26 protein-coding genes are annotated in these 22,367 nt (G+C 66.0%); 20 read left to right on the forward strand and 6 right to left on the reverse strand.

Annotated elements, in window-relative coordinates; all coding sequences use genetic code 11:
• Positions 1-18: 18 nt before the first annotated feature.
• The 3 genes from PMES_RS10725 to PMES_RS10735 form a co-directional block, all read right to left on the reverse strand.
• A complete protein-coding gene (locus tag PMES_RS10725; RefSeq protein WP_159965679.1) occupies positions 19-462 on the reverse strand; it encodes a DUF3429 domain-containing protein in 444 nt (147 codons plus the stop codon).
• 89 nt (positions 463-551) lie between these two features.
• Positions 552-1,502, reverse strand: coding sequence for a 4-hydroxy-3-methylbut-2-enyl diphosphate reductase (ispH, locus tag PMES_RS10730; RefSeq protein WP_159965680.1), 951 nt, complete (start codon positions 1,500-1,502; stop codon positions 552-554).
• Positions 1,503-1,675: 173 nt separating this feature from the next.
• Positions 1,676-2,242 carry a LabA-like NYN domain-containing protein gene (locus tag PMES_RS10735; RefSeq protein ID WP_159965681.1) on the reverse strand — a complete coding sequence of 189 codons (567 nt, stop codon included), beginning with the start codon at positions 2,240-2,242 and terminating at the stop codon, positions 1,676-1,678.
• Positions 2,243-2,332: 90 nt separating this feature from the next.
• On the opposite strand from PMES_RS10735, the gene folK reads away from it, so the two are divergent.
• From folK to recO, 13 genes are all read left to right on the forward strand, one after another.
• Positions 2,333-2,947 (forward strand): 2-amino-4-hydroxy-6-hydroxymethyldihydropteridine diphosphokinase, encoded by a 615-nt coding sequence (gene folK, locus PMES_RS10740; RefSeq protein WP_236549778.1) that lies wholly within the window; start codon positions 2,333-2,335, stop codon positions 2,945-2,947.
• 87 nt (positions 2,948-3,034) lie between these two features.
• Positions 3,035-3,388, forward strand: coding sequence for a DNA-directed RNA polymerase subunit omega (gene rpoZ, locus PMES_RS10745; RefSeq protein WP_159965683.1), 354 nt, complete (start codon positions 3,035-3,037; stop codon positions 3,386-3,388).
• 58 nt (positions 3,389-3,446) lie between these two features.
• A complete protein-coding gene (locus tag PMES_RS10750; RefSeq protein ID WP_159965684.1) occupies positions 3,447-5,567 on the forward strand; it encodes a RelA/SpoT family protein in 2,121 nt (706 codons plus the stop codon).
• A 56-nt stretch (positions 5,568-5,623) separates the two neighbouring features.
• The gene (locus tag PMES_RS10755) at positions 5,624-6,277 is read left to right on the forward strand and encodes a DUF2062 domain-containing protein (RefSeq protein ID WP_159965685.1); all 654 of its coding nucleotides are present in this window, start codon (positions 5,624-5,626) and stop codon (positions 6,275-6,277) included.
• The gene (locus PMES_RS10760; RefSeq protein ID WP_159965686.1) at positions 6,264-7,040 is read left to right on the forward strand and encodes a pyridoxine 5'-phosphate synthase; all 777 of its coding nucleotides are present in this window, start codon (positions 6,264-6,266) and stop codon (positions 7,038-7,040) included. The genes PMES_RS10755 and PMES_RS10760 overlap by 14 nt, the downstream gene beginning before the upstream one ends.
• Before the next feature lie 114 nt (positions 7,041-7,154).
• Positions 7,155-7,595: a PA2169 family four-helix-bundle protein gene (locus PMES_RS10765; protein WP_159965687.1), complete on the forward strand. Its 441-nt coding sequence runs from the start codon at positions 7,155-7,157 to the stop codon at positions 7,593-7,595.
• A gap of 114 nt (positions 7,596-7,709) precedes the next feature.
• Positions 7,710-8,108, forward strand: coding sequence for a holo-ACP synthase (gene acpS, locus PMES_RS10770; protein ID WP_159965688.1), 399 nt, complete (start codon positions 7,710-7,712; stop codon positions 8,106-8,108).
• Positions 8,109-8,222: 114 nt separating this feature from the next.
• Positions 8,223-8,687 carry a nucleoside deaminase gene (locus PMES_RS10775; RefSeq protein ID WP_159965689.1) on the forward strand — a complete coding sequence of 155 codons (465 nt, stop codon included), beginning with the start codon at positions 8,223-8,225 and terminating at the stop codon, positions 8,685-8,687.
• A gap of 100 nt (positions 8,688-8,787) precedes the next feature.
• Positions 8,788-9,576, forward strand: a complete 789-nt coding sequence (gene lepB, locus PMES_RS10780) for a signal peptidase I (protein WP_159965690.1) — start codon at positions 8,788-8,790, stop codon at positions 9,574-9,576.
• On the forward strand, positions 9,573-10,256 hold the full coding sequence (rnc, locus tag PMES_RS10785; RefSeq protein WP_159965691.1) for a ribonuclease III: 684 nt from the start codon (positions 9,573-9,575) through the stop codon (positions 10,254-10,256). The genes lepB and rnc overlap by 4 nt, the downstream gene beginning before the upstream one ends.
• Positions 10,253-11,161 (forward strand): GTPase Era, encoded by a 909-nt coding sequence (gene era, locus PMES_RS10790; RefSeq protein ID WP_159965692.1) that lies wholly within the window; start codon positions 10,253-10,255, stop codon positions 11,159-11,161. Before rnc ends, era begins: the two co-directional genes overlap by 4 nt.
• Before the next feature lie 24 nt (positions 11,162-11,185).
• The gene (locus PMES_RS10795; RefSeq protein WP_159965693.1) at positions 11,186-11,518 is read left to right on the forward strand and encodes a DUF1491 family protein; all 333 of its coding nucleotides are present in this window, start codon (positions 11,186-11,188) and stop codon (positions 11,516-11,518) included.
• Positions 11,519-11,570: 52 nt separating this feature from the next.
• Positions 11,571-12,293 (forward strand): DNA repair protein RecO, encoded by a 723-nt coding sequence (recO, locus tag PMES_RS10800; RefSeq protein WP_159965721.1) that lies wholly within the window; start codon positions 11,571-11,573, stop codon positions 12,291-12,293.
• Between the two features lie 15 nt (positions 12,294-12,308).
• Here recO and PMES_RS10805 read toward each other — a convergent pair whose 3' ends face one another.
• Positions 12,309-14,000, reverse strand: coding sequence for an acyl-CoA dehydrogenase family protein (locus PMES_RS10805; RefSeq protein ID WP_159965694.1), 1,692 nt, complete (start codon positions 13,998-14,000; stop codon positions 12,309-12,311).
• 148 nt (positions 14,001-14,148) lie between these two features.
• On the opposite strand from PMES_RS10805, the gene PMES_RS10810 reads away from it, so the two are divergent.
• Positions 14,149-14,901 (forward strand): sulfite exporter TauE/SafE family protein, encoded by a 753-nt coding sequence (locus PMES_RS10810; protein WP_159965695.1) that lies wholly within the window; start codon positions 14,149-14,151, stop codon positions 14,899-14,901.
• A gap of 46 nt (positions 14,902-14,947) precedes the next feature.
• Here the strand turns inward: PMES_RS10810 and PMES_RS10815 are convergent, their stop codons facing one another.
• On the reverse strand, positions 14,948-16,546 hold the full coding sequence (locus tag PMES_RS10815) for a phosphoenolpyruvate carboxykinase (protein ID WP_159965696.1): 1,599 nt from the start codon (positions 16,544-16,546) through the stop codon (positions 14,948-14,950).
• A 428-nt stretch (positions 16,547-16,974) separates the two neighbouring features.
• On the opposite strand from PMES_RS10815, the gene PMES_RS10820 reads away from it, so the two are divergent.
• The 6 genes from PMES_RS10820 to PMES_RS10845 are packed head-to-tail and all read left to right on the forward strand — an operon-like array spanning position 16,975 to position 21,441.
• A complete protein-coding gene (locus tag PMES_RS10820; RefSeq protein ID WP_159965697.1) occupies positions 16,975-17,676 on the forward strand; it encodes a response regulator transcription factor in 702 nt (233 codons plus the stop codon).
• A 5-nt stretch (positions 17,677-17,681) separates the two neighbouring features.
• Complete coding sequence (locus PMES_RS10825) at positions 17,682-19,394, forward strand: sensor histidine kinase (protein ID WP_159965698.1); 1,713 nt, start codon at positions 17,682-17,684, stop codon at positions 19,392-19,394.
• On the forward strand, positions 19,391-19,831 hold the full coding sequence (locus PMES_RS10830; RefSeq protein ID WP_159965699.1) for an HPr kinase/phosphorylase: 441 nt from the start codon (positions 19,391-19,393) through the stop codon (positions 19,829-19,831). The genes PMES_RS10825 and PMES_RS10830 overlap by 4 nt, the downstream gene beginning before the upstream one ends.
• A gap of 8 nt (positions 19,832-19,839) precedes the next feature.
• A complete protein-coding gene (gene rapZ, locus PMES_RS10835; RefSeq protein ID WP_159965700.1) occupies positions 19,840-20,763 on the forward strand; it encodes an RNase adapter RapZ in 924 nt (307 codons plus the stop codon).
• The gene (locus PMES_RS10840; RefSeq protein WP_159965701.1) at positions 20,760-21,170 is read left to right on the forward strand and encodes a PTS sugar transporter subunit IIA; all 411 of its coding nucleotides are present in this window, start codon (positions 20,760-20,762) and stop codon (positions 21,168-21,170) included. Before rapZ ends, PMES_RS10840 begins: the two co-directional genes overlap by 4 nt.
• Positions 21,163-21,441: an HPr family phosphocarrier protein gene (locus PMES_RS10845; protein ID WP_159965702.1), complete on the forward strand. Its 279-nt coding sequence runs from the start codon at positions 21,163-21,165 to the stop codon at positions 21,439-21,441. Before PMES_RS10840 ends, PMES_RS10845 begins: the two co-directional genes overlap by 8 nt.
• 42 nt (positions 21,442-21,483) lie before the next feature.
• On the opposite strand, the gene PMES_RS10850 is transcribed toward PMES_RS10845, so the two are convergent.
• Complete coding sequence (locus PMES_RS10850; protein ID WP_159965703.1) at positions 21,484-22,359, reverse strand: 3-hydroxybutyryl-CoA dehydrogenase; 876 nt, start codon at positions 22,357-22,359, stop codon at positions 21,484-21,486.
• Positions 22,360-22,367: the final 8 nt, after the last annotated feature.

Consider the following 22,367-nt stretch of genomic DNA (forward strand, 5'->3'; position numbering starts at 1 on the left):
ACAGGGGGGTATCCGGGCCTAGAGGATGATCGGCAGCAAACAGAGCAGAACCGCCACGGTGACCGGGATCCTGAGCGCCATCCACCAGGCGGGTGCCAGGCCCTGGCGCCAGTAAAGCCAGTCGAGGCCGAGCACGGCGATGAAGCCCGTCATCAGGTAGATCGCGGCAGAGACCGGCCCGCCGCCCACCAGGAAGAAGGTCCAGAGCGCCGGAAGGACAGACAGGGCGTAGCCCGTCGCGGCGACGCGGCCCTGTGCCCGGGTGGCGAAACCCCACAGGATGCCGGACATGAAGCTGAGGATCACCGTGCCGTAGGAGAGCTGCACATAGGGTCCGATGAAGCGGGGGCCGAGGAGACGCGCGCCCAGTTCGGCGAGAGCCGGGCTGGCCATCGTGGCGGCGCCCCACAAGAAGGGCAGCAGGCCGGCCATGGTGAGGAGCGTCGGAACATTGGGCGGCATGGCGGTCTCCTGTGATGGACGCGCCCCGGGGGCGCAGGCTGAGCCTTCGGAACGCGGTCAGGATCGCGGATGCCGGCGGGAGCCCGGGATCAGGCCGGCTCGCGCAGGACCCTCGGCACCTTGAACTCTACATTCTCAACGGCCGTCTCGACCAGTTCGACATCCACCTCGAACCGCTCGCGAAAGGCGTCGACGACCTCCTCGATGAGCATCTCGGGCGCCGATGCGCCGGCGGTAATCCCGATTCGCCGTACTCCATCAAGTGCGCGCCAGTCGATGTCGACCGCGCGCTGGACCAGCTGAGCATAGGGGCATCCCGCCGAGCGGCCCACTTCCACGAGGCGGCGCGAATTGGAGGAGTTCGGCGCGCCGATGACAAGCAGGGCGTCGATCAGCGGCGCGATCTGCTTGACCGCGGCCTGGCGGTTCGTCGTGGCATAGCAGATGTCTTCCTTGTGCGGTCCGATGATCGCGGGGAACCGTGCCTTGAGCGCGGCGACGATGCCGGCCGTGTCATCGACGCTCAGCGTCGTCTGGGTGATGAAAGCGAGACGTTCGGGATCGCGCGGCGTCAGGCCCGCGACATCCTCGGCGGTCTCGACGAGGAGGACTTCGCCCTCGGGGAGCTGGCCCATGGTACCGAGCGTCTCGGGATGGCCCGCATGGCCGATCATGATCATCTGCAATCCGTTGGCGTGATGGCGTTCCGCCTCGATATGGACCTTGCTCACAAGCGGGCAGGTGGCATCGACATAGACCATCTCGCGCCGCCGCGCCTCCGCGGGGACCGCTTTCGGTACGCCATGGGCGGAGAAGATCACGGGCCGGTCGGAGGGGGCCTCGTCGAGCTCCTCGACGAAGACGGCACCCTGCGCGCGCAGGGTATCGACGACGAACTTGTTATGGACGATTTCGTGCCGGACATAGACCGGCTTGCCCCATTTTTCGAGCGCCAGTTCGACGATCTTGATGGCACGGTCGACGCCGGCGCAAAAGCCGCGCGGCGCGGCGAGATAGAGTTTGAGATCGGGTTTGCGCATAGATGGCCCTCCTGCTGGGCCGGATCTAGGGATTGTCGGGCGGAAGATCCAGCGCCCGCTCGCCTGCGCCAAGCAGATGGCACCACCATGCGGCCCACCTGGGCGATGCGCGCCCGTGCGCAGGTCCGGAATACCCGTTGCAGGGAAGGGCAAGCGGCGCGAGGCCGGCGGGGTTACTCGCCGACAGCCTCGCGCAGATTGCGGGTCTCTTCACGCGGGGGACGCCCGATCACTTCCTTGAGCTCGTCGAGCTCGATGAAGTTGTCGGCCTGACGGCGGAGCTCGTCGGCGATCATGGGCGGTTGCGAGCGGACGGTGGAGACGACCGAGACGCGCACGCCGGCACGCTGCAGGGCTTCCACGAGGGGGCGGAAATCGCCGTCGCCGGAGAACAGAACGATGTGATCGACCCGGGGCGCCAGTTCCATCGCATCGACGGCCAGCTCTATATCCATGTTGCCCTTGACCTTACGGCGGCCCTGGCTGTCTGTATATTCCTTCGCCGGCTTGGTCACCATGGTGAAGCCGTTGTAGTGCAGCCAGTCCACCAGGGGCCTGATGGGGGAGTATTCGTCATTCTCGAGCAGAGCGGTATAATAGAAGGCACGCAGGAGTTTGCCGCGTCGCACGAACTCCTGGCGAAGAAGTTTGTAGTCGATGTCGAAACCCAGCGACTTTGCCGCCGCATAGAGGTTCGATCCATCGATGAACAGCGCGAGCCGCTCGTCACGATAGAACATGGATCAGTTTCCTTTAATCACGGCAACATGCCGATAAGTGGGCGTAGATCGTATGAACGAAGTTCGGCTAGCAACATTTAGAACGATGCCATGGTAACACAACGCCCTTTATCTCGAGTTGTGTTACGCTGGGTCACTGTGGCTTTTGGCAGTAATGCAACCTCCGGAGGAATCAGCCTGGGGGGTAATCTTCGTGCCGCTGTAGAGATGCTGCGCGGTGAAGGTTTCGATCTCGTGAATTCCAGTTACGTTTACAAAAGCATAGCGGTTCCCGCCGGGTCGGGTCCCGATTTCCTCAACGCGGTGGCGCGCTTCACCGTGACCATGGGGCCACGCGATTGCCTTGCGTCAATGCACCGCGCCGAGGCGGCGGCCGGGCGGGTGCGGCTGCGTCGCTGGGCGCCAAGGACGCTCGATCTGGACCTGCTCGACATGGACGGGATGATCTGTCCCGATCTCGCCGGCTACGCCGCATGGCGCGACATGCCGCCCGAGCGACAGGCGGTGGAAGCGCCCGGCGAGCTGATCCTGCCGCATCCGAGGCTCCACGAGCGGGGGTTCGTCCTGATCCCCTGGGCCGATGTCGCGCCCGACTGGCGGCATCCGGTAACCGGATCGAGCGTCACCGAGATGCGCGATGCGCTTCCCGCCGAGGCGCGTGCCGGGGTCGAGCGCCTTGCCGGCGGACCGCTGGCGGGGCGGTGATCGCGCGGGCACTTCGAATTGCGGGTTGTCAAGGTATTTCGCAAGGCGTAGAACAGGGCTTTCTCATCCCCGACCCGGAGTGCACCCATGGCCCGCGTGACCGTTGAAGACTGCGTAGACAAGGTTCCCAACCGGTTCGAGCTGGTGATGCTTGCCGCTCACCGCGCGCGGGAGATCACCTCCGGCGACGCGCCGACCGTCGACCGCGACAACGACAAGAACCCCGTCGTCAGCCTGCGCGAGATCGCCGAGGAGACGCAGCAGGCCGACGCGCTGCGCGAGCGGATGATCGAGAGCCACCAGACACAGATCGAGGTCGACGAGCCCGAAGAGGACTCGATGGCCCTCCTGATGGGCGCCGAGAACGACAAGCCCGCCGAGGACGACATGTCCGAGGAGAAGCTCCTGCGCGCGCTGATGGAAGCGCAGGGCCAGCAATAGGGGCATGCCGGGGCCGGCCCGCCGGCCCCGCACCCAGGATTCGGGATTCGCAGCACTGATGGACGGCGCAGACGAGCTGATCGCGAAGGTGCGCAGCTACAATCCCAGGACGAATTCCAGCCTGATCGGGGACGCGTTCACCTACGGGCGCGAGATGCACGAGGGTCAGTTCCGCCATTCCGGCGAGCCCTATTTCACGCATCCGGTCGCCGTGGCGATGCTGCTCGCCGAGCAGCAGCTCGACGATGCGACCATCGTCACCGCGCTCCTTCACGACACGATCGAGGACACCAAGTCGACCTACGGGGCGATCGCCGGACGGTTCGGCCCCGAGATCGCCGAGCTGGTCGATGGCGTCACCAAGCTGACCAATCTCGAGCTGACCTCCACCGAGACCAAGCAGGCCGAGAATTTCCGCAAGCTCTTCATGGCGATGAGCAAGGATCTGCGGGTGATCCTGGTCAAGCTTTCCGACCGCTTGCATAACATGCGCACCATCAAGTCGATGCGTCCCGACAAGCAGGTCAAGAAGGCGCGCGAGACGATGGACATCTATGCGCCCCTTGCGGGCCGCATGGGGATGCAATGGATGCGCGAGGAGCTCGAGGACTTGGCCTTCCAGGTGCTCAATCCCGAGGCGCGCACCTCCATCATCCGGCGCTTCATCACGTTGCAGCGCGAGACCGGCGACGTGATCGACAAGATCACCACCGACATCCGCTTCGAGCTGGTGCGTGCCAATATCGAGGCGACGGTGTTCGGCCGGGCCAAGAAGCCCTTCTCGATCTGGCGCAAGATGGAGGAGAAGGATATCGGCTTCTCCCGCCTGTCCGACATCTACGGCTTCCGGGTGATCTGCGAGAACGAGGCCGACTGCTACGGCACGCTCGGGGTGATCCACCAAAGATGGCGCGCCGTTCCGGGGCGCTTCAAGGATTACATCAGCCAGCCCAAATCGAACGGCTACCGCTCGATCCACACCACCGTGTCGGGACGCGACGGCAAGCGCGTCGAGGTGCAGGTCCGCACCCGCCAGATGCATGAGGTCGCCGAGGCCGGCGTGGCCGCGCATTGGTCCTATCGCGACGGTGAGCGTGTCGAGAACCCTTTTGCCGTCGATCCCGCGAAATGGATCGCCTCGCTGACCGAGCGTTTCGACGCCTCCGAGGATCACGACGAATTTCTCGAGGCCGTGAAGCTCGAGATGTACCAGGACCAGGTCTTCTGCTTCACGCCCAAGGGCGAGGTCGTGAAGCTGCCGCGCGGGGCGACGCCGCTCGACTTCGCCTATGCGATCCATACAAGGATCGGCGACAGCTGCGTGGGCGCCAAGGTCGATCATATCCGCGTGCCGCTCTGGACACGGCTCAAGAACGGCCAGTCCGTCGAGATCATGACCGCCGAGGGGCAGCGCCCGCAGGTGACCTGGATCGACATCGTGGCCACGGGGCGGGCAAAGGCCGCGATCCGGCGGTCCTTGCGCGAGGAGGACCGCGCCCGCTTCATCCGCCTGGGGCTGGAGCTGGCACGCGTGGCCTTCGACGGGATCGGCAAGCGGGTGGGCGACAAGGCCCTGACCACGGCGGCGCGGCAACTGGGACTGCCGGGCTCCGACGAGCTCCTGGCGCGCATCGGGTCGGCCGAGATCACCACGCGGCAGATGCTCCAGACGCTCTATCCCGAACTGGCCAACCGCCGCGCCGACGAGATCGATGCCAGCGCCGCCATCGTGGGCCTCGAGCGCGACCAGACCTTCCAGCGCGGGGCCTGCTGCCAGCCGGTGCCGGGCGAGCGGATCGTCGGCATCACCTACCGCGGGCAGGGGGTGCGCATCCATGCCATCGACTGCCCCGCGCTCGTGCCCTTCGAGGATCAGCCCGATCGCTGGATCGACCTGCACTGGCATTCGGGCACCCATCCGGCGGTCAATACCGTCACCTTCGATGTGACATTGTCGAACGACGCTGGTGTTCTGGGCCGGATATGCACATTGATCGGGGAGCAGAAGGCCAATATCTCGGATCTGCATTTTTGCGACCGGAAACAGGACTTCTATCGCTTGCTGATCGACGTGGATCTGCGCGATGTCGAACATATGCACGCCGTCAGGCTGGTCCTCGAGGCCGATAGCGACGTGGCGACGATCACAAGGTTCCGCGATCCCTCGCGCGAGCCGTAACCAGCGCCCCGAGGCCGCGGCCTCGCCCGGGGCGTGCTGAGCAAGGAGGCTCCGGGGTGTTCAAGCGGCGCAGGCCACGCTCCCATGTCGCAGCTTTCGGCCGGGCGCTCTATCCGCGGGGCGGGTGGTGGCGTGCGATCCGCTACATGGGCTACAGGCTGCGGCGACTGCCGGACCCGGCCTACAAGATCAGCCGCGGCATCGCGGCGGGGGTCTTCGTCAGCTTCACGCCCTTCTTCGGACTGCATTTCCTGCTGGCCAGCGGTCTCGCCTGGATCATGGGCGGCAACATCCTCGCGGCGCTCCTCGCGACCTTCTTTGGCAATCCGCTGACCTTTCCCATCATCGCCGGCACGTCGGTCGAGCTTGGCGCGGCCCTGTTGGGGGTGGAGAACGGACAGCCGCTGCACGAGACGATCGGCGCCTTCAGCCGTGTTTCGATCGAGCTGTGGAGCAATGCGAAGGCGGTGTTCAGCGGGGCACCGGTGCGGTGGTACCGCCTCGACGATTTCATGGGGCAGGTCTTCCTCCCCTATCTCGTGGGCGGGCTGATCCCGGGCGTGGTCTGCGCGGTGATCGCCTATGCCGCATCACGCCCGGTGATCTCCGCCTACCAGAAATCGCGGGCGCGGGCGCTCGAGAACAAGCTTGCCAAGCGCCGGGCGGCGGCGCGCAACATGAAGAAGGATGGTGGCAATGGCGGGACGTGAGGCGGATGCGGGCGGAGCGCGGCTGCGGCTGGGCGTGAACATCGACCACGTCGCGACGGTGCGCAACGCGCGCGGCGGGGCCGTGCCCGATCCCGTTCGCGCCGCGCGGCTGGCGCAGGAGGCCGGGGCCGACGGGATCACGGCGCATCTGCGCGAGGACCGGCGCCATATCTCGGACGCGGATATCGACGCCCTCATGTCCGAGCTGTCCCTGCCGCTCAACCTGGAAATGGCGGCGACGCCCGAGATGCAGGCGATCGCCCTACGCCACCGCCCGCATGCGGTCTGTCTCGTGCCCGAGCGGCGCGAGGAGCGCACGACGGAAGGCGGACTCGAGGTCGCCCGCGAGGAGAATCGGCTCGCGCATTTCATAGCCCCGCTCGCCGAGGCCGGCTGCCGCGTGTCGATCTTCATCGCCGCCGACCGGGCCCAGGTCGAGGCGGCCCGGCGCATCGGGGCCCAGGTGGTCGAGCTTCATACCGGTGCTTATTGCGACGCGCATGCCGAGGGGCGTTTCGAGCGGCGCGATGCCGAGCTGGAACGGCTGCGCGAAATGTCCCGCCTGGCGCATGACCTGGGGCTCGAGGTTCATGCCGGGCACGGGCTGACCTATGACACGGTCGCCCCGGTGGCCGCCTTTCCCGAGCTTGCCGAGCTCAATATCGGGCATTTCCTCATCGGCGAGGCGATCTTCCGCGGCCTGACCCCGGCGATCGGGGAAATGCGGCGGCTGATGGATGCCGCACGTCTGCCGCAAGGCTGATCGGCAGGAAACCACCGGCCGAAATCCGGGGTGCAAGGACAATGAGAATTCCATGGATCGAATTGTTCAGGGCCGCGTTGAGGGGGCAACAGTAACAGACACCGGAGAATATCCATGAGCAATCACACCGACACCCTCAAGAAGCTCCACACCCGCCTCATCGACAGCCGTGACGGCTACCGCGAAGCACGCAACGACGCGTCGGGCGAAGTGAGCTATGTGGGCTTCTTCGACCGCATGATTTCCGAGCGCGAGCAGTTCCACACCAAGCTGCACCAGACGCTGGGTGCCGAAGGCGTCGAAGTCGACGAGAAGGGCTCCGCCCTTGCCGGCGCGCATCGCGGCTGGATGAAGCTCAAGGATTCGCTGACCGGCAATGATGAAGGCGTCTATGACGAGATCATCAACGGCGAGCAGCAGCTCAAGGAGCTCTATGATGACGCGATCCGCGAATGCGCCGGTCATCCGCAATACGGCTTCCTGACCGAGCAGCGTCAGTCGGTCGAGCGCGCGATCGAGCAGGCCCGTGCCGAGAAGGCCCGTCACGCGGCCTGATGGAACGACGATCGGCCCCTCGGGGGTCGGTGTGAGGGGCGTCCCGCCGGGGCGCCCCTTTCGCATGACGGCGCCGGTCTTGCGGGGCCGCTATGGGAAGGCTAACGGTTCGTCATGATCCTCGGCATCGGTACCGACCTTGCGAATATCGAGCGGATCGCCGGAACGCTGGAGCGCTTCGGCGACCGCTTCCGCAACCGTGTCTTCACCGAGCGCGAACAGGCCAGGGCGGAGGCCCGCGCCGATGTCGCCGGCACCTATGCCAAGCGCTGGGCGGCCAAGGAGGCGTGCTCCAAGGCGCTGGGAACGGGGCTGCGCATGGGTATCGCCTGGAAGGACATGGCCGTGAGCAATCTTCCGACCGGGCAGCCCGTCATGCATGTCACGGGATGGGCCGCGCAGCGTCTCGCCGAGATGACCCCGGACGGGCATAGGGCGATCATCCATGTCACGCTGACCGACGATCACCCCTGGGCGCAGGCTTTCGTGGTGATCGAGGCGCGCCCGGACTGAGCCGCCAGCAGCCAGGTGCCGGGGCGAACGCGCGGCGAGGGAACGTGCGCCGGCCGGCCGCGTTGCCCTGCCGATGGCCCGCCGCGCGGGCCGCCGCATAGCGAGGACGCCGCCATGACCCCGACACCAGCCGAACGCGGTGCCCTCGCCGATGCCATCCGGTCGGCGCGCGATGCCGCGGGGGCGGGGCCGCGCGCCGGGATCGCCGCCGCGATCGTGCTGGAGGACCGCGTTGTCGCCGTCGGGGTGAACGAGGTCCATCTCCATCATGATCCGACACGCCATGCCGAGATCGTGGCGATCGGCGCGGCCTGCCGCGCGCTGGGCCGCAGCGACCTGTCTGGCGCGACGCTGGTCTCGACCCTGCAGCCTTGCGAGATGTGCCTCGCGGCGATGCGTTTCAGCGGGATCGACCGCCTCGTCTTTGCGGCGGACAAGCCGCGCGTCGCGGCGCGATACTTCCAGTTTCCCTCGATCACCATCGATGCGTTCCGCGAGGCGTCGGGGCAGGGGTTCGACTATGCCGGCGGCGTCGATGCCGAAAAGGTGCTCGATCTTTATGCCGACGGAGACGAATGACCGCATCCGGGGCGGGGCGGCAAACTTGACACCCCTTGCCTGTCAAACCATGAAGCATTGGCCCCGGTAGGGTGGGCGGCAATGACACGGCGGGCACTTCATGGCTGAGACGGCCGAGAAACGCGATGGAATTCTCGAGACCATCAAGACGGTGGTTTATGCACTTCTGATTGCGGGCATCTTTCGCACCTTGCTGTTCCAGCCCTTCTGGATCCCGTCGGGGAGCATGAAGGACACGCTGCTGGTCGGCGACTTCCTCTTCGTCAACAAGATGGCCTACGGTTATTCGCAATATTCGTGCCCCTTCGCGATGTGCAGCTTCATCGACGGGCGCTGGCTGGGCTCCGAGCCCGAGCGCGGCGACGTGGTGGTCTTTCGTCACCCGGTGACCAAGTCGGACTTCATCAAGCGGCTGATCGGGCTTCCCGGCGACAGCGTGCAGGTCAAGGGCGGCGTTCTCTATATCAACGGCACGATGGCCCCGCAGGAGCCCAACGGCGTCTTCATCGAGGCCTTCGAGAAACAGGGCCCCGTGGGCAACCTGCCGCAATGCGAGAATGGCGGCGTCCCGCTCGGCGGCGAATGCCGCAAGTCGCGTTTCACCGAGGTCCTGCCCAACGGGGTGCGCCATGACATCCTCAACATCCGCGAAAGCCGGCTCGACGACACGCCGGTCTACACGGTGCCTGAGGGACATTACTTCTTCATGGGCGACAACCGCGACAATTCCACCGACAGCCGCGTCAGCCAGAACGCGATGGGGGTCGGCTTCGTGCCCTACGAGAACCTGATCGGCCGCGCGGACCGCGTGATCTTCTCCTCGGCGGGACGCTCGATGCTGTTCTTCTGGACCTGGCGCGCGGACCGTTTCTTCGAGAAGATCGTGTGAAACTCTCGGCCGAACAGAAGGCCTTCGAGGAACGGCTCGGCCATCGCTTCGCAGCGTCCGGCCTGCTGATCCGGGCGCTCACGCACAGCTCGATCTCCAGCAGCACCCGGCCCGACAACCAGCGGCTCGAGTTTCTCGGCGACAGGGTGCTCGGGCTCGTGATCGCCGAGGCGGTGCTCGATGCCGACGAGCGGGCCGCCGAGGGCCGGCTTGCCCCGCGCTTTAACGCCCTGGTGCGCAAGGAGACATGCGCCGAGGTCGCGCGCGAGATCGAACTTGGCACGGTGCTGCGTCTCGGGCGATCCGAGATGATGTCGGGCGGGCGACGCAAGGAGGCGCTGCTCGGCGATGCGATGGAGGCGGTGATCGCCGCGATCTATCTCGACGGGGGCTACGAGGCGGCCCGGCAGGTGGTCCTGTCGCATTGGCGCAACCGGATCGCTGAGCTCGACGAGGACGCGCGCGATGCCAAGACCGCGTTGCAGGAATGGGCGCAGGCCAGACGGTTCAGCCCGCCCTCCTATGTCGAGATCGCCCGTGACGGCCCCGACCATGCGCCCGTCTTCACCATGGAGGCGCGGCTTCAGAACGGCGCCTCGGAACGGGCCACCGCCCCGAGCAAGCGGGTGGCCGAGCAGGCCGCCGCCCGTGCCCTCCTCGAGAGGATGGAGAAAGAATGACCCAGACACGCGCGGGCTTCATCGCCCTCATCGGCGAGCCGAATGCGGGCAAGTCGACCCTTCTCAACAGGATGGTGGGGGCCAAGGTCTCGATCGTCACGCACAAGGTGCAGACGACCCGGGCCCGGATCCGCGGCGTGGCGATGGAGGGCGACGCGCAGCTCGTCTTCGTCGACACGCCCGGTCTCTTCCGTCCCCGGCGCAGGCTCGACCGGGCCATGGTCGCGGCGGCCTGGAGCGGGGCGGCCGATGCCGATATCGTGGTGCTGCTGGTCGAGGCGCATCGCGGCATCACCGAAGGCGTGGAGGCGATCCTCGACGGATTGCGCGAGCGTGCCGGCGGCGCGAGGGTGGCCCTTGCCATCAACAAGATCGACCGGGTCTCGGCGCCGGCCCTGCTGGGCCTGACCAAGGCGCTGAACGAAGCCTACGCGTTCACCGAGACATTCATGATCTCGGCCGAGAAGGGCCATGGCGTGGACGATCTGCGCCGCTGGCTGGCGCAGCACGTGCCGCAAGGGCCCTGGCTCTATCCGGAGGACCAGATCGCCGATCTGCCGATGCGCATGATTGCCGCCGAGATCACCCGCGAGAAGCTGACGCTGCGCCTGCATCAGGAGCTGCCCTACCAGCTGACGGTCGAGACGGAAGCCTGGGAGGAGCGCAAGGATGGCTCGGCCCGGATCGACCAGGTCATCTACGTGATCCGGGACGGCCACAAGGGCATCGTTCTGGGACGCAAGGGCGAGACGGCCAAGGCCGTGGGGCAGGCGGCACGGGTGGAGCTTGAGGAGTTTCTCGGCCGCAAGGTGCATCTCTTCCTGCAGGTCAAGGTGCGGCCCGGATGGCTCGACGAAGCGGAGCGTTTCTCGGAAATGGGGCTCGATTTTCGTGACGGCGAGTAACCCGCGCCGCGACGGGGCCGCGCGATGGGCCGCCTGAGCGCCGAGTTCTGGGTCCATGCCTACCTGCGCCGCCTGGCGCTGCGCGACATTCCGGCCTTCGTGCTGCATCGCGGGGATGCGACGGCGGGCGCGGTGCTGGTCAAGCTGTCGACGCTCGACGGCATGGCCCGCCTGTTCCAGCGCGGCTTCGACATGAGCCGCGACATGCGGCGGTGGATCGTTCTGACGGAAGGTGAGGATGCCGCCGTCGAGGCCAGCATCGCGGCTCAGCGGCGCTTCGATCCCGATCTGTGGGTGATCGAGGTCGAGGACCGCGCGGGGCGGCATCTTCTGGACGAGGAGGGCCTGTCGGAATGATCCCGGCCATGCCCGCCAGCCGTTCGGTCATCGCGGCGGAACCTGCCCGGTGATCGCGTGGCAGGAGGAGGGGGTGCTCCTGTCGGTGCGCAAGCATGGCGAATCCTCGGCCATCGTGGAGGCCTTCACCCGCAGCCATGGACGGCATGCCGGGGTGGTGCGCGGGGGGGGCGGCCGGCGGATGGCGCCCCTTCTGCAGCCCGGCGGTCAGCTTTCCTTCTCCTGGCGAGCGCGGCTCGAGGATCACCTCGGCGCCTTCACCATCGAGCCGGTCCGCAGCCGGTCCGCCCATTTCGCCGATCCCCTCGCGCTTGCCGGGCTGTCGGCGGTCACTTCGCTTCTGGCATTCGCCCTGCCCGAGCGCGAGCCGCATCCCGGTCTTTACACGCGCAGCGTCGCGCTGCTGGACATGCTCGGTGACGAGGATGTCTGGCCGCTGGCCTATCTCGTCTTCGAGATGGCGCTCCTGGAGGAGCTTGGCTTCGGTCTCGATCTGAGCCGCTGCACTTTGAGTGGCGACCGCGAGAATCTGGCCTTCGTCTCGCCGCGCACCGGGCGCGCGGTCTCGCGCGAGGCTGCGGGCGATTGGGCCGACCGTCTCTTGCCGCTGCCGCCCTGCCTGCTCGGGCAAGGGCCCGCGACGGCGGGCGAGCTGCTCGACGGTTTGCGGCTCACCGGGCATTTCCTCGACACGCGGCTGGCGCCGGCCCTGGGCGACCGGCCGATACCGGGTGCGCGCACCCGTCTCGTCGAACGGATGCGCCGGCGTTTTTGATGCCCCGCGAGCTCTTCAGCCCAGAAGCCTGCGGGCGATCACCTGCGCCTGGATCTCGGCGGCACCCTCGAAGATCGACAGGATACGCGCGTCGCACAGGATGCGGCTGATGCCATATTCCAGTGCGAAGCCGTTGCCGCCATGGATCTGCACCCCGTTATCGGCGCTCGACCACGCAACGCGCGCGGCCAGCAGCTTGGCCATGCCCGCCTCAAGATCGCAGCGCCGTCCCTCGTCCTTTTCGGCGGCTGAGAAATAGGTCAGCTGCCGCGCGATGGTGATCTCGACCGCCATCATCGCCAGCTTGCCGCCGACGCGCGGGAACTCGATCAGGGATTTCCCGAACTGCTTGCGATCACGTGCATAGCGCATGGAGACATCGAGCGCCGATTGCGCAACGCCGATGGCCCGTGCGGCGGTCTGGATCCGGGCACTCTCGAAGGTCTGCATGAGCTGCTTGAAGCCCTTGCCCTCCTCGCCGCCCAAAAGGTTCTCGCCCTTGATCTCGAAGCCGTCGAAGGCAAGCTCGTATTCCTTCATGCCGCGGTAGCCGAGCACCTCGATCTCGCCGCCCGACATGCCGGGAGTGGGGAAGGGCTCGGCATCGGTGCCAGGGGTCTTCTCGGCGAGGAACATCGACAGGCCGCGGTAATCGGTCGTTTCGGGATCGGTACGGGCCAGCAGGGTCATCACATGGGTGCGCGCGGCATGGGTGATCCAGGTCTTGTTGCCGGTGACCGTGTAATCCTCGCCATTCCTCGTCGCCCGCGTGCGCAGGCTGCCGAGGTCGGAGCCGGTATTGGGCTCGGTGAAGACCGCCGTCGGAAGGATCTCGCCCGATGCGAGGCCGGGCAGCCATTTCTCCTTTTGCGCCCGGGTGCCGCCGCACAGGATCAGCTCGGCGGCGATCTCGGAGCGTGTGCCGAGGCTGCCGACGCCGATGTAGCCCCGGCTGAGTTCCTCGGAGACCACGCACATCGCCGCCTTGCTCAATCCGAAGCCGCCGAATTCCTCAGGGATCGTCAGGCCGAAGACACCCATCTCGGCCATTTCCGCGATGATCTCCATCGGGATCAGCTCATCCTCGAGGTGCCAGTCATGCGCATGCGGCTCGACCTTTTCGGCCGAGAAACGGCGGAACTGCGCGCGGATCATCTCGAGCTCCTCGTCGAGGCCGCTGGCCCCGGCGATCAGCTCCGCCGATTGCTCCTCCATCAGCGCGACGAGACGCGCGCGGGCACGCGGCGTGTTCCCCGCCTCGATCAGCCGCAGCACGCTCTCGCTTTCGAAGGCGGCGACGCGGTCCGGGCCGAGGCCGATATCGGCCGGACGCAGGATTTCGGTCTGGCTCATCGGAAGGCCGCCGCGGATCTGGGCGAGATATTCTCCGAACCCGATCGACAGGATGAGCTGTTCGATCTCGCCGAACCGGTCCTGCGCGGACAGGCGCGCGGCCCATTCCTGAAGCTGGCGCAGGGCCTGCGTGTATGTCGCGAGCCATGCCAGGCCATGAACGGCGGTCTGTTCGGCCTCGAGCGCGGCGGCGTCGATCCGCCCCTCGCGCGAAACCATCTCGCGCAGGTGCCGCGTCGCGGCATCGACGAGTGCCTCCGCGGGGATCAGCGCATCGGCGCTCAGCGCCAGCAGCGTGGCCGCATCCAGCGCGGCCGTGGAGGCATGGGTCGGGGCTTGTCCTTCATGCGGCATCGGCGGCTCCTCTTTTCTGCAGTTGCGAAAGACTTAGATCGCCGCGCGCCGTTGCGCAAGAAGATTTCAAAATAGAGCACGCTTTCGTACGAAAATGACACGAAAAATTGCGGTCGCTGTTCTTTCCGGCGCGGCGTATAGGGGTCGTATGGATGATACATCTCTCTGGATCGTCGTCATTGCGATCACCCTCGCCGCCGGATTCGTCAAGGGGGCCGTGGGCTTCGCCATGCCGATGCTGATGATCTCCGGCCTGGGATCGGTGCTGGCGCCCGAGCTGGCCCTGGCCGCCATCATCCTGCCCACGCTCGTGAGCAACATCTGGCAGGCGCTGCGCGGCGGGCTTGGCGCGGCGCGGGCCGCTTTCGTCGATCACTGGCGCTACATCGTGATCGTGATGCTGTTCATCATGGGCAGCGCGCAGTTGCTGACCCTTCTGCCGGCATGGCTGCTCTACCTGATCCTCGGGGTGCCGGTGACCGGCTTCGCCATCGCGCAGCTTGCCGGCTGGTCGCCGCGCATTCCCGCCCATGCGCGGCGCCGTGCCGAGCTCGGGATCGGTGCCTTCGCCGGTTTCATGGGCGGCATGTCCGGGGTCTGGGGGCCGCCGACGGTGATGTATCTCACCGCGCTCGACACTCCCAAGGCGCAGCAGATCAGGGTTCAGGGCGTCGTCTACGGGATGGGTTCGGTCATGCTGCTCGCCGCGCATCTGCGCTCTGGCGTGCTGAACGCGCAAACCCTGCCGCTCTCCGCCGGGCTGCTGGTTCCGGCGCTGGCCGGCATGGCCCTGGGGATGGCCTTCTGCGACCGGCTCGATCAGGCGCGCTTCAAGCGTCTGACCTTGGTCGTCCTGGTCGTGGCCGGTGCGAACCTCATTCGCAGGGGCCTCATGGGCTGAATGGGTGCGGCGCGCGCCCCGGCGGGGCGCGCGCCGCGATACGGGCTCAGCCGAGCGCGACGGCCCGCACATCCTCGTCGATATGCGCCTCGTACTGGGCGAAGTTCTCGGAGAACATCTTGACCAGCTTGGCCGCTTGGCGGTCATAGGCCTCGCCGTCATCCCAGGTCCGGCGCGGATCGAGCAGGATGTCGGGAACGCCCTGCACCGTGGTCGGAACCTCGAAGCCGAAATTCCTGTCCTTGCGGAACGGCGCCTTGTCGAGCGAGCCGTCGAGTGCCGCCGTCAGAAGCGCGCGCGTCGCCTTGATCGGCATGCGGCTGCCGGTGCCATAGGCGCCGCCGGTCCAGCCGGTGTTCACCAGCCAGCAGGTCGCGCCATGCTTGGCGATCTTGCCCTTGAGCAGTTCGCCGTAGACCTCGGGCCGGCGCGGCATGAAGGGGGCACCGAAACAGGTCGAGAAGGTGGGCTCGGGCTCGGTCACGCCGCGCTCGGTGCCCGCGACCTTGGAGGTGAAGCCCGACAGGAAGTGATACATCGCCTGCGCCGGGGTCAGCCGCGCGATCGGCGGCAGCACGCCAAAGGCGTCGCAGGTGAGCATGATGACATTCTTGGGATGGCCGCCCAGCGCGGTTTCCGACGCGTTGGAGATGTAGTGCAGCGGGTAGGCGCAGCGCATGTTCGCGGTCAGGCTGTCATCCTCGAAATCAAGCTCGCGCGTTTCCTCGTCATAGACCATGTTCTCGATCACGGTCGCGAAGCGCTTGGTCGTCGCGTGGATTTCGGGCTCCGCCTCGGCGCTCAGGTTGATCGTCTTGGCATAGCAGCCGCCTTCGAAGTTGAAGGTCCCGCGATCCGACCAGCCATGCTCGTCATCGCCGATCAGAACGCGGCTCGGATCGGCGGAGAGAGTCGTCTTGCCGGTGCCCGACAGGCCGAAGAAGACGGCCGTGTCGACCGGGTTGCCGGGGGCGTGGTTGGCCGAGCAATGCATCGGCATGATGCCCTTCTCGGGCAGCAGGTAGTTGAGCAGGGTGAAAACGGATTTCTTGTTCTCGCCGGCATATTCCGTGCCGCCGATCAGGATCGTCTTCTCGGCCATGCTGATCGCGATCACCGTCTCGGAGCGACAGCCATGCTTCTCGGGATCGGCCTTGAAGCTGGGGCAGTTGATGATCGTGAAATCGGGCACGAAGCTGGCGAGCGCCTCGGCCTCGGGACGGCGCAGCAGGTGCCTGATGAAGAGTGCGTGCCAGGCAAGCTCGGTTATGACGCGGACATCGAGCCGGTGAGCCGGATCGGCGCCGCCGTAGAGATCCTGCACGAAGTAGTCGCGGCCCTTCATATGGGCGATCATGTCCGCCTTGAGCACATCGAAGGAGGAGGGCTCCATCGGCGCGTTGTTCTCCCACCAGATGGTATCTTCCAGCTCGGGGCTGCGCACGACGAACTTGTCCTTGGGTGACCGTCCGGTGTGCTTGCCGGTCGAGACGAGGAAGGTGCCGCCCTGGCCGAGCTTGCCTTCGCCCCGCGCAAGGGCCGCCTCGATGAGCTGCGGCTCGATGAGATTGTAGGCGACCGCTCCCAGGCCATCGATGCCCTGATCTTCGAGACGGTGTTTGGGGTTGACGCGACCTGATGTCATGAGAGGCTGCTCCTATGCCGATATTGCCGACGGTCCAGGATGAGAACCGCGCCTGACGCCGCGGCAAGGACTGTTGTTGCACGTGAAGTAGCATGGGCGAATTGCCGGAGAACAGGTCAAGACGTCGCTGTTAGCGATAGCAAGTTGGCTTTAGCGCAATCAAGTTTCCGGGCATGGCCGGCGCGCTGCGTTCGGGCCGGTTGTCGGCGCCGCGCCGAGGGCGACTCGGCGGGGCGCCCGACGGCGCCGATCGACGGGGGACTGCGGCAATTAAGTCATTCTCAAGGATCAACTGTCCAGATTGTGGCAGTCGAAGGGCGCGATTCGCGTTATTTGTTGATTCCGGCTCGCCATCTACGGATTGTGGCGGGAAAACTTACAATAATACCGTTTGGCACATTCGCGAGCAGCACAAGGACTATCGAGACATGTCTAGGATCGCACTGGTCGACGATGACAGGAATATCCTGACATCCGTTTCCATGACGCTGGAGGCCGAAGGCTTCGAGGTCGAGACCTACAATGACGGGCAGGCCGCACTGGACGCCTTCAGCAAGAAGCTTCCCGACATGGCCGTCTTCGATATCAAGATGCCGCGGATGGACGGAATGGACCTTTTGCAACGGGTGCGCCAGAAGACGGCGATGCCGGTGATCTTCCTGACATCCAAGGATGACGAGATCGACGAGGTTCTGGGACTGCGCATGGGGGCCGACGACTACGTCAAGAAACCCTTCTCGCAGCGCCTGCTCGTCGAGCGGATCCGCGCCCTGCTGCGCCGTCAGGAGGTCCTGTCGGGCGAGGAGGTCACCGAGGTCGAGGCCAGCCAGGTGATGCAGCGCGGCGAGCTGAAGATGGATCCCGCCCGCCATGCCGTCGCGTGGAAGGGCAAGGATGTCTCCCTGACCGTGACCGAGTTCCTGCTGCTGCAGGCGCTGGCCCAGCGGCCCGGCTTCGTCAAGAGCCGCGACCAGCTGATGGATGTCGCCTATGACGATCAGGTCTATGTCGATGACCGGACGATCGACAGCCACATCAAGCGCCTGCGCAAGAAGATGCGCAGCGTCGATCCCGAATTCTCGGCGATCGAGACCCTCTACGGCATCGGCTACCGCTACAACGAAGAGTAAGCCGAATGGCAATGGCATCCGATATCGATACGAACGAGCGTGGCCTGCACGAGAACGGCGTGCTGCTCGGCGAGGATTGGGTCGGCGCGGATGCCACCGCCGAGCGCGAGCTGCGTCAACGGCGCCAGAAGCACGGATTGATCGCGATCAACCGCTCGCCGCTGGCCCGCAAGATCATCACCTTCAACCTGCTCGCGATCCTGGTGCTGGTCGCGGGGGTGCTCTATCTCAACCCGTTCCGCGATAGCCTGGTCTTCCAGCGCGAGGCCGGTCTCGTCACCGAGGCCGAGCTGATCGCCGATGTCTTCGAGGCACAGCTGGCCGCCGGCAATGGCACGCTCGGCGAGGACGGCTTCGATCCGCTCGCGACCTTGCGCGGGATCAACCCCTCCCTCGGCACACGCGTCTTCGTCTTCACCCCCGACATGGAGATCGCCGGCTCGACCGAGGGCCGGACCCAGCCCGGCCTCGTCAGCCCGGGCGCCGCCGGGGGCAGCACGGCGATCACCGATTTCCTGAACCGCGCATGGACCTCTGCCGCCGCGCTGCTGATGACCGAGCTGCCCGGGGATCCGAATGTCGAGGCCGAGCGCCTGGCGCGTGAGCTCGTGCGCCGAACCTTGTCCGGGGCCACCCATGTGGAAACGGGGCTGATCACCAATGGCAGCACGATCTTCGCGGTGGCGACGCCCGTTCTGCGCAATGGCGACGTGATCGGCGTGGTTGCCCTGACCAGCGGGGCAGGCGAGATCGATCGGCTGGTGCGCGCCGAGCGCGAACAGGTCCTGCAGATGTTCGTGATCGCGATCCTGGTCTCCATTGGCCTGAGCCTCGTTCTGGCCTCCACGATCGCCAACCCGCTGAGCGATCTGGCCGCGGCGGCCGAGATCGGCCGCGACAAGAACGCCAAGGCCGTCAAGCCCGGCCGGGTGAGGATCCCGGACCTGACCGCGCGTCCCGACGAGATCGGCCGGCTGTCAGGTGCCCTCCGCGGAATGGTCGCGGCACTCTACGACCGGATCGATGCGAACGAACAGTTCGCCGCCGATGTCGCCCATGAGATCAAGAATCCGCTCGCCTCGCTCCGTTCCGCTGTCGGCAGCCTGCGCTTCATCAAGAAAGAAGAGCAGCGTGAGAAGCTTCTCGACGTGATCGATCACGATGTGCGTCGCCTCGACCGCCTCGTCAGCGACATCTCGAATGCATCACGCCTCGACAGCGAACTGGTCAAGGAAGACGAGGAAAGCTTCAACCTTCTCAAGATGATCGACAATCTGGGAGATTATCTTGGCGGTGAGGCACAGGCCAAGGGCATCGAGTTCATCTGCGACCTGCCTTCCGCACCGATCGTGATCGACGGCCTGGAGAGCCGGCTGGCGCAGGTCTTCGTCAACCTCATCACGAATGCGATCTCCTTTTGCGAAGAGGGCGATGCGATCCGTGTCTGGGTGCGCCGCCGGGAGAACCGCGTGCTTGTGGTGGTCGAGGATACCGGCCCCGGCATTCCCGAGCAGGCGCTCGCAAAGGTCTTCAACCGCTTCTACTCGGAGCGCCCCGAAGGGCAGTTCGGGAACAATTCGGGGCTGGGCCTTGCGATTTCCAAGCAGATCGTCGAGGCGCATGGTGGGGTCATCTGGGCCGAGAATATCCAGCCGACGGATGCGGATCCGACCTCCGAGCCGCTCGGTGCCCGTTTCGTGGTCGGCCTGCCGGTGTGAGCCCGTCCGATAGGTCCGAGGCGACGCTGCATGCCAGCTGTGTCGCCTGGGACGGGCGGGCCGTGCTGATCCTCGGGCCATCGGGAAGCGGGAAGTCGCGCCTGGCCCTGCAGTTGATGGCCTACGGGGCCGAGCTGGTCGCCGATGACCGGACCTGCGTCACGCGGCGCGGCGACGAGCTTCTGGCCCGGGCGCCCGCGCCGATCCACGGCCTGATCGAGGCGCGGGGCATCGGCCTGCTGAAAGCCGATGCGGCGACCGCGGCCTCCGTCATCTGCGCTGTCGACCTCGCGCAGGCGGCCCGCGAGCGCCTACCACAACTGCGTGATCTGAACCTCTTGGGTCACTTGGTCACCTTGATACCCGGCGGGGAAAACGATCATCTGGGTCCCGCACTGTTGCAATTGCTCAAGAAGGGTTTGGACCGAAGCCGATGACGACCGCGATGCCTGAACCATCCGCCCCGCGTCCCGCCGCAGGTGCGCGGCTCGTGCTCGTTACGGGTCCTTCCGGCGCCGGGCGCTCGACCGCGATCAACGCGCTGGAAGATCTGGGCTTCGAGGCCATCGACAACATGCCACTGTCCCTGACGGACAGGCTGCTGGACGGGCGGCCGCATGACCGGCCCCTCGCGCTCGGCATCGATGCGCGCAACCGTGATTTCAGCACCGACGCCATGGTCCACACGGTCGACCGGCTGATGGCCGCGCCGGACATCAATGTCGAGCTGCTCTATCTCGATGCGCAGCCGGGGGTGCTCGAGCGGCGCTACTCGGAGACGCGGCGCCGCCATCCGCTCGCCCCCGACGGAATGCCGGCCTATGGCATCGCGCAGGAGATCGACCACCTCGTTCCGATTCGCGCGCGGGCGAACATCCTCATCGACACGTCCGACATGAACCCCCACGACCTGCGCGCCGAGATCGGCCAATGGTTCGACATGAAGGGGACGGAGGGCCTGACCCTGTCGGTCCAGTCCTTCTCCTACAAGCGGGGTCTTCCGCGCGGCGTGGACATGGTGTTCGACATGAGGTTCCTGCGCAATCCGCATTGGGAGCCAAGCCTGCGCCAGCGGGACGGGCGCGACGAGGAGGTGGCGCGGTATATCGCGGAGGATCCGCGGTTCGAGGCGGTCTTCGCGCAGATCGAAACACTGACCCTGACCCTTCTTCCGGCTTACCGTGCGGAGGGGAAGACGCATTTCGCCATTGCCTTTGGGTGTACCGGAGGGCAACACAGGTCGGTTGCCGTGGCGGAGAAGCTGTCCCGGGCCCTTGTGCAGAAAGGGTGGCGGGTATCAACTCGTCACAGGGAGCTTGAACGGCGCGCGACCTTGAATGCGGGCCCGGACAGAGGATTTGCGCCGTGATCGGCATTGTCATCGTGGCCCATGGCGGATTGGCGCAGGAGTTCCTGCGAGCGGTCGAGCACGTGGTCGGAAAGCAGGCCGGGATCAAGGCCATCTCCATCGAACCCGACCACAATCGGGCCGACAAGCAGTCGGAGATCTGCGCCGCGGCCGACGGTGTCGATACCGGCGACGGCGTCGTCGTCGCCACGGACATGTTCGGCGGCTCCCCGTCGAACCTGAGCCTCATGGCCTGCAGCCCGCGGGATCGACAGATCATCTATGGAACGAACCTGCCGATGCTGATCAAACTGGCGAAATCCCGCAATCTGCCGGTGGCGGAGGCGGTGCGCTCGGCGCTGGCCTCGGGGCGCAAGTATATCGATACATTCCAGATGCACAGGGGCGAGGTCGAAGACCGTGTCTGAAACGATCGAGAGAACCCTGCAGATCGTGAACGAGAAGGGGCTGCATGCCCGTGCATCCGCGCGGCTCGTCGAGGTCGTCGAACGTCATGACGCGCGCGCGCGGATCTCCCGGGACGGTCAGACCGTGTCGGGGGACAGCATCATGGGGCTGTTGATGCTGGCGGCGCATCGCGGCACCAGCATCGACGTGGCGACTTCGGGACCCGAGGCGCGCTCGCTCGCCGATGCGATCGAGGCGCTCGTCGCGGACCGCTTCGGCGAGGACATGTAGGGCGGGCAGGCCGGCGCGGCGATCCCGGCAGCCCCCCCCGGATCAGCGGGTGGGTTTCGGCGTATCGCCGCGGTAGTCGTAGAATCCACGGCCCGTCTTGCGACCGAGCCAGCCGGCCTCGACATACTTGGTGAGCAGGGGGCAGGGGCGATACTTGGTATCGGCGAGCCCGTCATGCAGCACATTCATGATCGCGAGGCAGGTGTCGAGCCCGATGAAGTCGGCCAGCTCGAGCGGCCCCATGGGATGATTCGTCCCCAGCTTCATCGCGCTGTCGATGGAGGAGACGTTCCCGACCCCTTCATAAAGAGTGTAGACCGCCTCGTTGATCATCGGCATCAGGATGCGGTTGACGATGAAGGCGGGGAAATCCTCGGCGGTCGCCGCCGTCTTGCCGAGCCTGCCGACGACGGCGAGCAGCTGCTCGAAGGTTTCCTGGTCCGTCGCAATGCCCCGGATCAGTTCCACCAGCTGCATCACCGGCACCGGGTTCATGAAGTGAAAGCCCATGAACTTCTCGGGACGGTCGGTGCGGCTGGCGAGCCGCGTGATCGAAATCGACGAAGTGTTCGATGTCAGGATCGTGTCGGGCTTGAGATGCGGCTGCAGGTCCTCGAAGATCGCGGACTTGATGGTCTCGCGCTCAGTCGCCGCCTCGATCACGAGATCCGTCGCGCCCAGATCGGACAGTTTCAGGGTCGTCCTGATCCGGCGCATCGCCTCGCTTTTGGTCTCGGCGCTGATCTTCTCGCGAAGGACCTGCCGCTCGAGATTGCCATCGATCAGGCCGCGCGCGCGGTCGAGCGTCTCCTGGCTCACATCCGTGAGAAGGACCTCGTATCCCGAAAGCGCGAAGACATGGGCGATGCCGTTGCCCATCTGTCCCGCGCCGATCACGCCCACCGTCTCGATACTCATGCGATGCC

The organism is Profundibacterium mesophilum KAUST100406-0324 (genome assembly GCF_009835145.1).
Taxonomy (GTDB): domain Bacteria; phylum Pseudomonadota; class Alphaproteobacteria; order Rhodobacterales; family Rhodobacteraceae; genus Profundibacterium; species Profundibacterium mesophilum.

Coding starts and splice junctions, on each gene's coding strand:
- PMES_RS10725 (WP_159965679.1), bottom strand. CDS start 462: ATGCCGCCCAATGTTCCGACGCTCCTCACCATGGCCGGCCTGCTGCCC.
- ispH (WP_159965680.1), bottom strand. CDS start 1,502: ATGCGCAAACCCGATCTCAAACTCTATCTCGCCGCGCCGCGCGGCTTT.
- PMES_RS10735 (WP_159965681.1), bottom strand. CDS start 2,242: ATGTTCTATCGTGACGAGCGGCTCGCGCTGTTCATCGATGGATCGAAC.
- folK (WP_236549778.1), top strand. CDS start 2,333: ATGGTAACACAACGCCCTTTATCTCGAGTTGTGTTACGCTGGGTCACT.
- rpoZ (WP_159965683.1), top strand. CDS start 3,035: ATGGCCCGCGTGACCGTTGAAGACTGCGTAGACAAGGTTCCCAACCGG.
- PMES_RS10750 (WP_159965684.1), top strand. CDS start 3,447: ATGGACGGCGCAGACGAGCTGATCGCGAAGGTGCGCAGCTACAATCCC.
- PMES_RS10760 (WP_159965686.1), top strand. CDS start 6,264: ATGGCGGGACGTGAGGCGGATGCGGGCGGAGCGCGGCTGCGGCTGGGC.
- PMES_RS10765 (WP_159965687.1), top strand. CDS start 7,155: ATGAGCAATCACACCGACACCCTCAAGAAGCTCCACACCCGCCTCATC.
- acpS (WP_159965688.1), top strand. CDS start 7,710: ATGATCCTCGGCATCGGTACCGACCTTGCGAATATCGAGCGGATCGCC.
- PMES_RS10775 (WP_159965689.1), top strand. CDS start 8,223: ATGACCCCGACACCAGCCGAACGCGGTGCCCTCGCCGATGCCATCCGG.
- lepB (WP_159965690.1), top strand. CDS start 8,788: ATGGCTGAGACGGCCGAGAAACGCGATGGAATTCTCGAGACCATCAAG.
- era (WP_159965692.1), top strand. CDS start 10,253: ATGACCCAGACACGCGCGGGCTTCATCGCCCTCATCGGCGAGCCGAAT.
- PMES_RS10795 (WP_159965693.1), top strand. CDS start 11,186: ATGGGCCGCCTGAGCGCCGAGTTCTGGGTCCATGCCTACCTGCGCCGC.
- PMES_RS10805 (WP_159965694.1), bottom strand. CDS start 14,000: ATGCCGCATGAAGGACAAGCCCCGACCCATGCCTCCACGGCCGCGCTG.
- PMES_RS10810 (WP_159965695.1), top strand. CDS start 14,149: ATGGATGATACATCTCTCTGGATCGTCGTCATTGCGATCACCCTCGCC.
- PMES_RS10815 (WP_159965696.1), bottom strand. CDS start 16,546: ATGACATCAGGTCGCGTCAACCCCAAACACCGTCTCGAAGATCAGGGC.
- PMES_RS10820 (WP_159965697.1), top strand. CDS start 16,975: ATGTCTAGGATCGCACTGGTCGACGATGACAGGAATATCCTGACATCC.
- PMES_RS10825 (WP_159965698.1), top strand. CDS start 17,682: ATGGCAATGGCATCCGATATCGATACGAACGAGCGTGGCCTGCACGAG.
- rapZ (WP_159965700.1), top strand. CDS start 19,840: ATGCCTGAACCATCCGCCCCGCGTCCCGCCGCAGGTGCGCGGCTCGTG.
- PMES_RS10850 (WP_159965703.1), bottom strand. CDS start 22,359: ATGAGTATCGAGACGGTGGGCGTGATCGGCGCGGGACAGATGGGCAAC.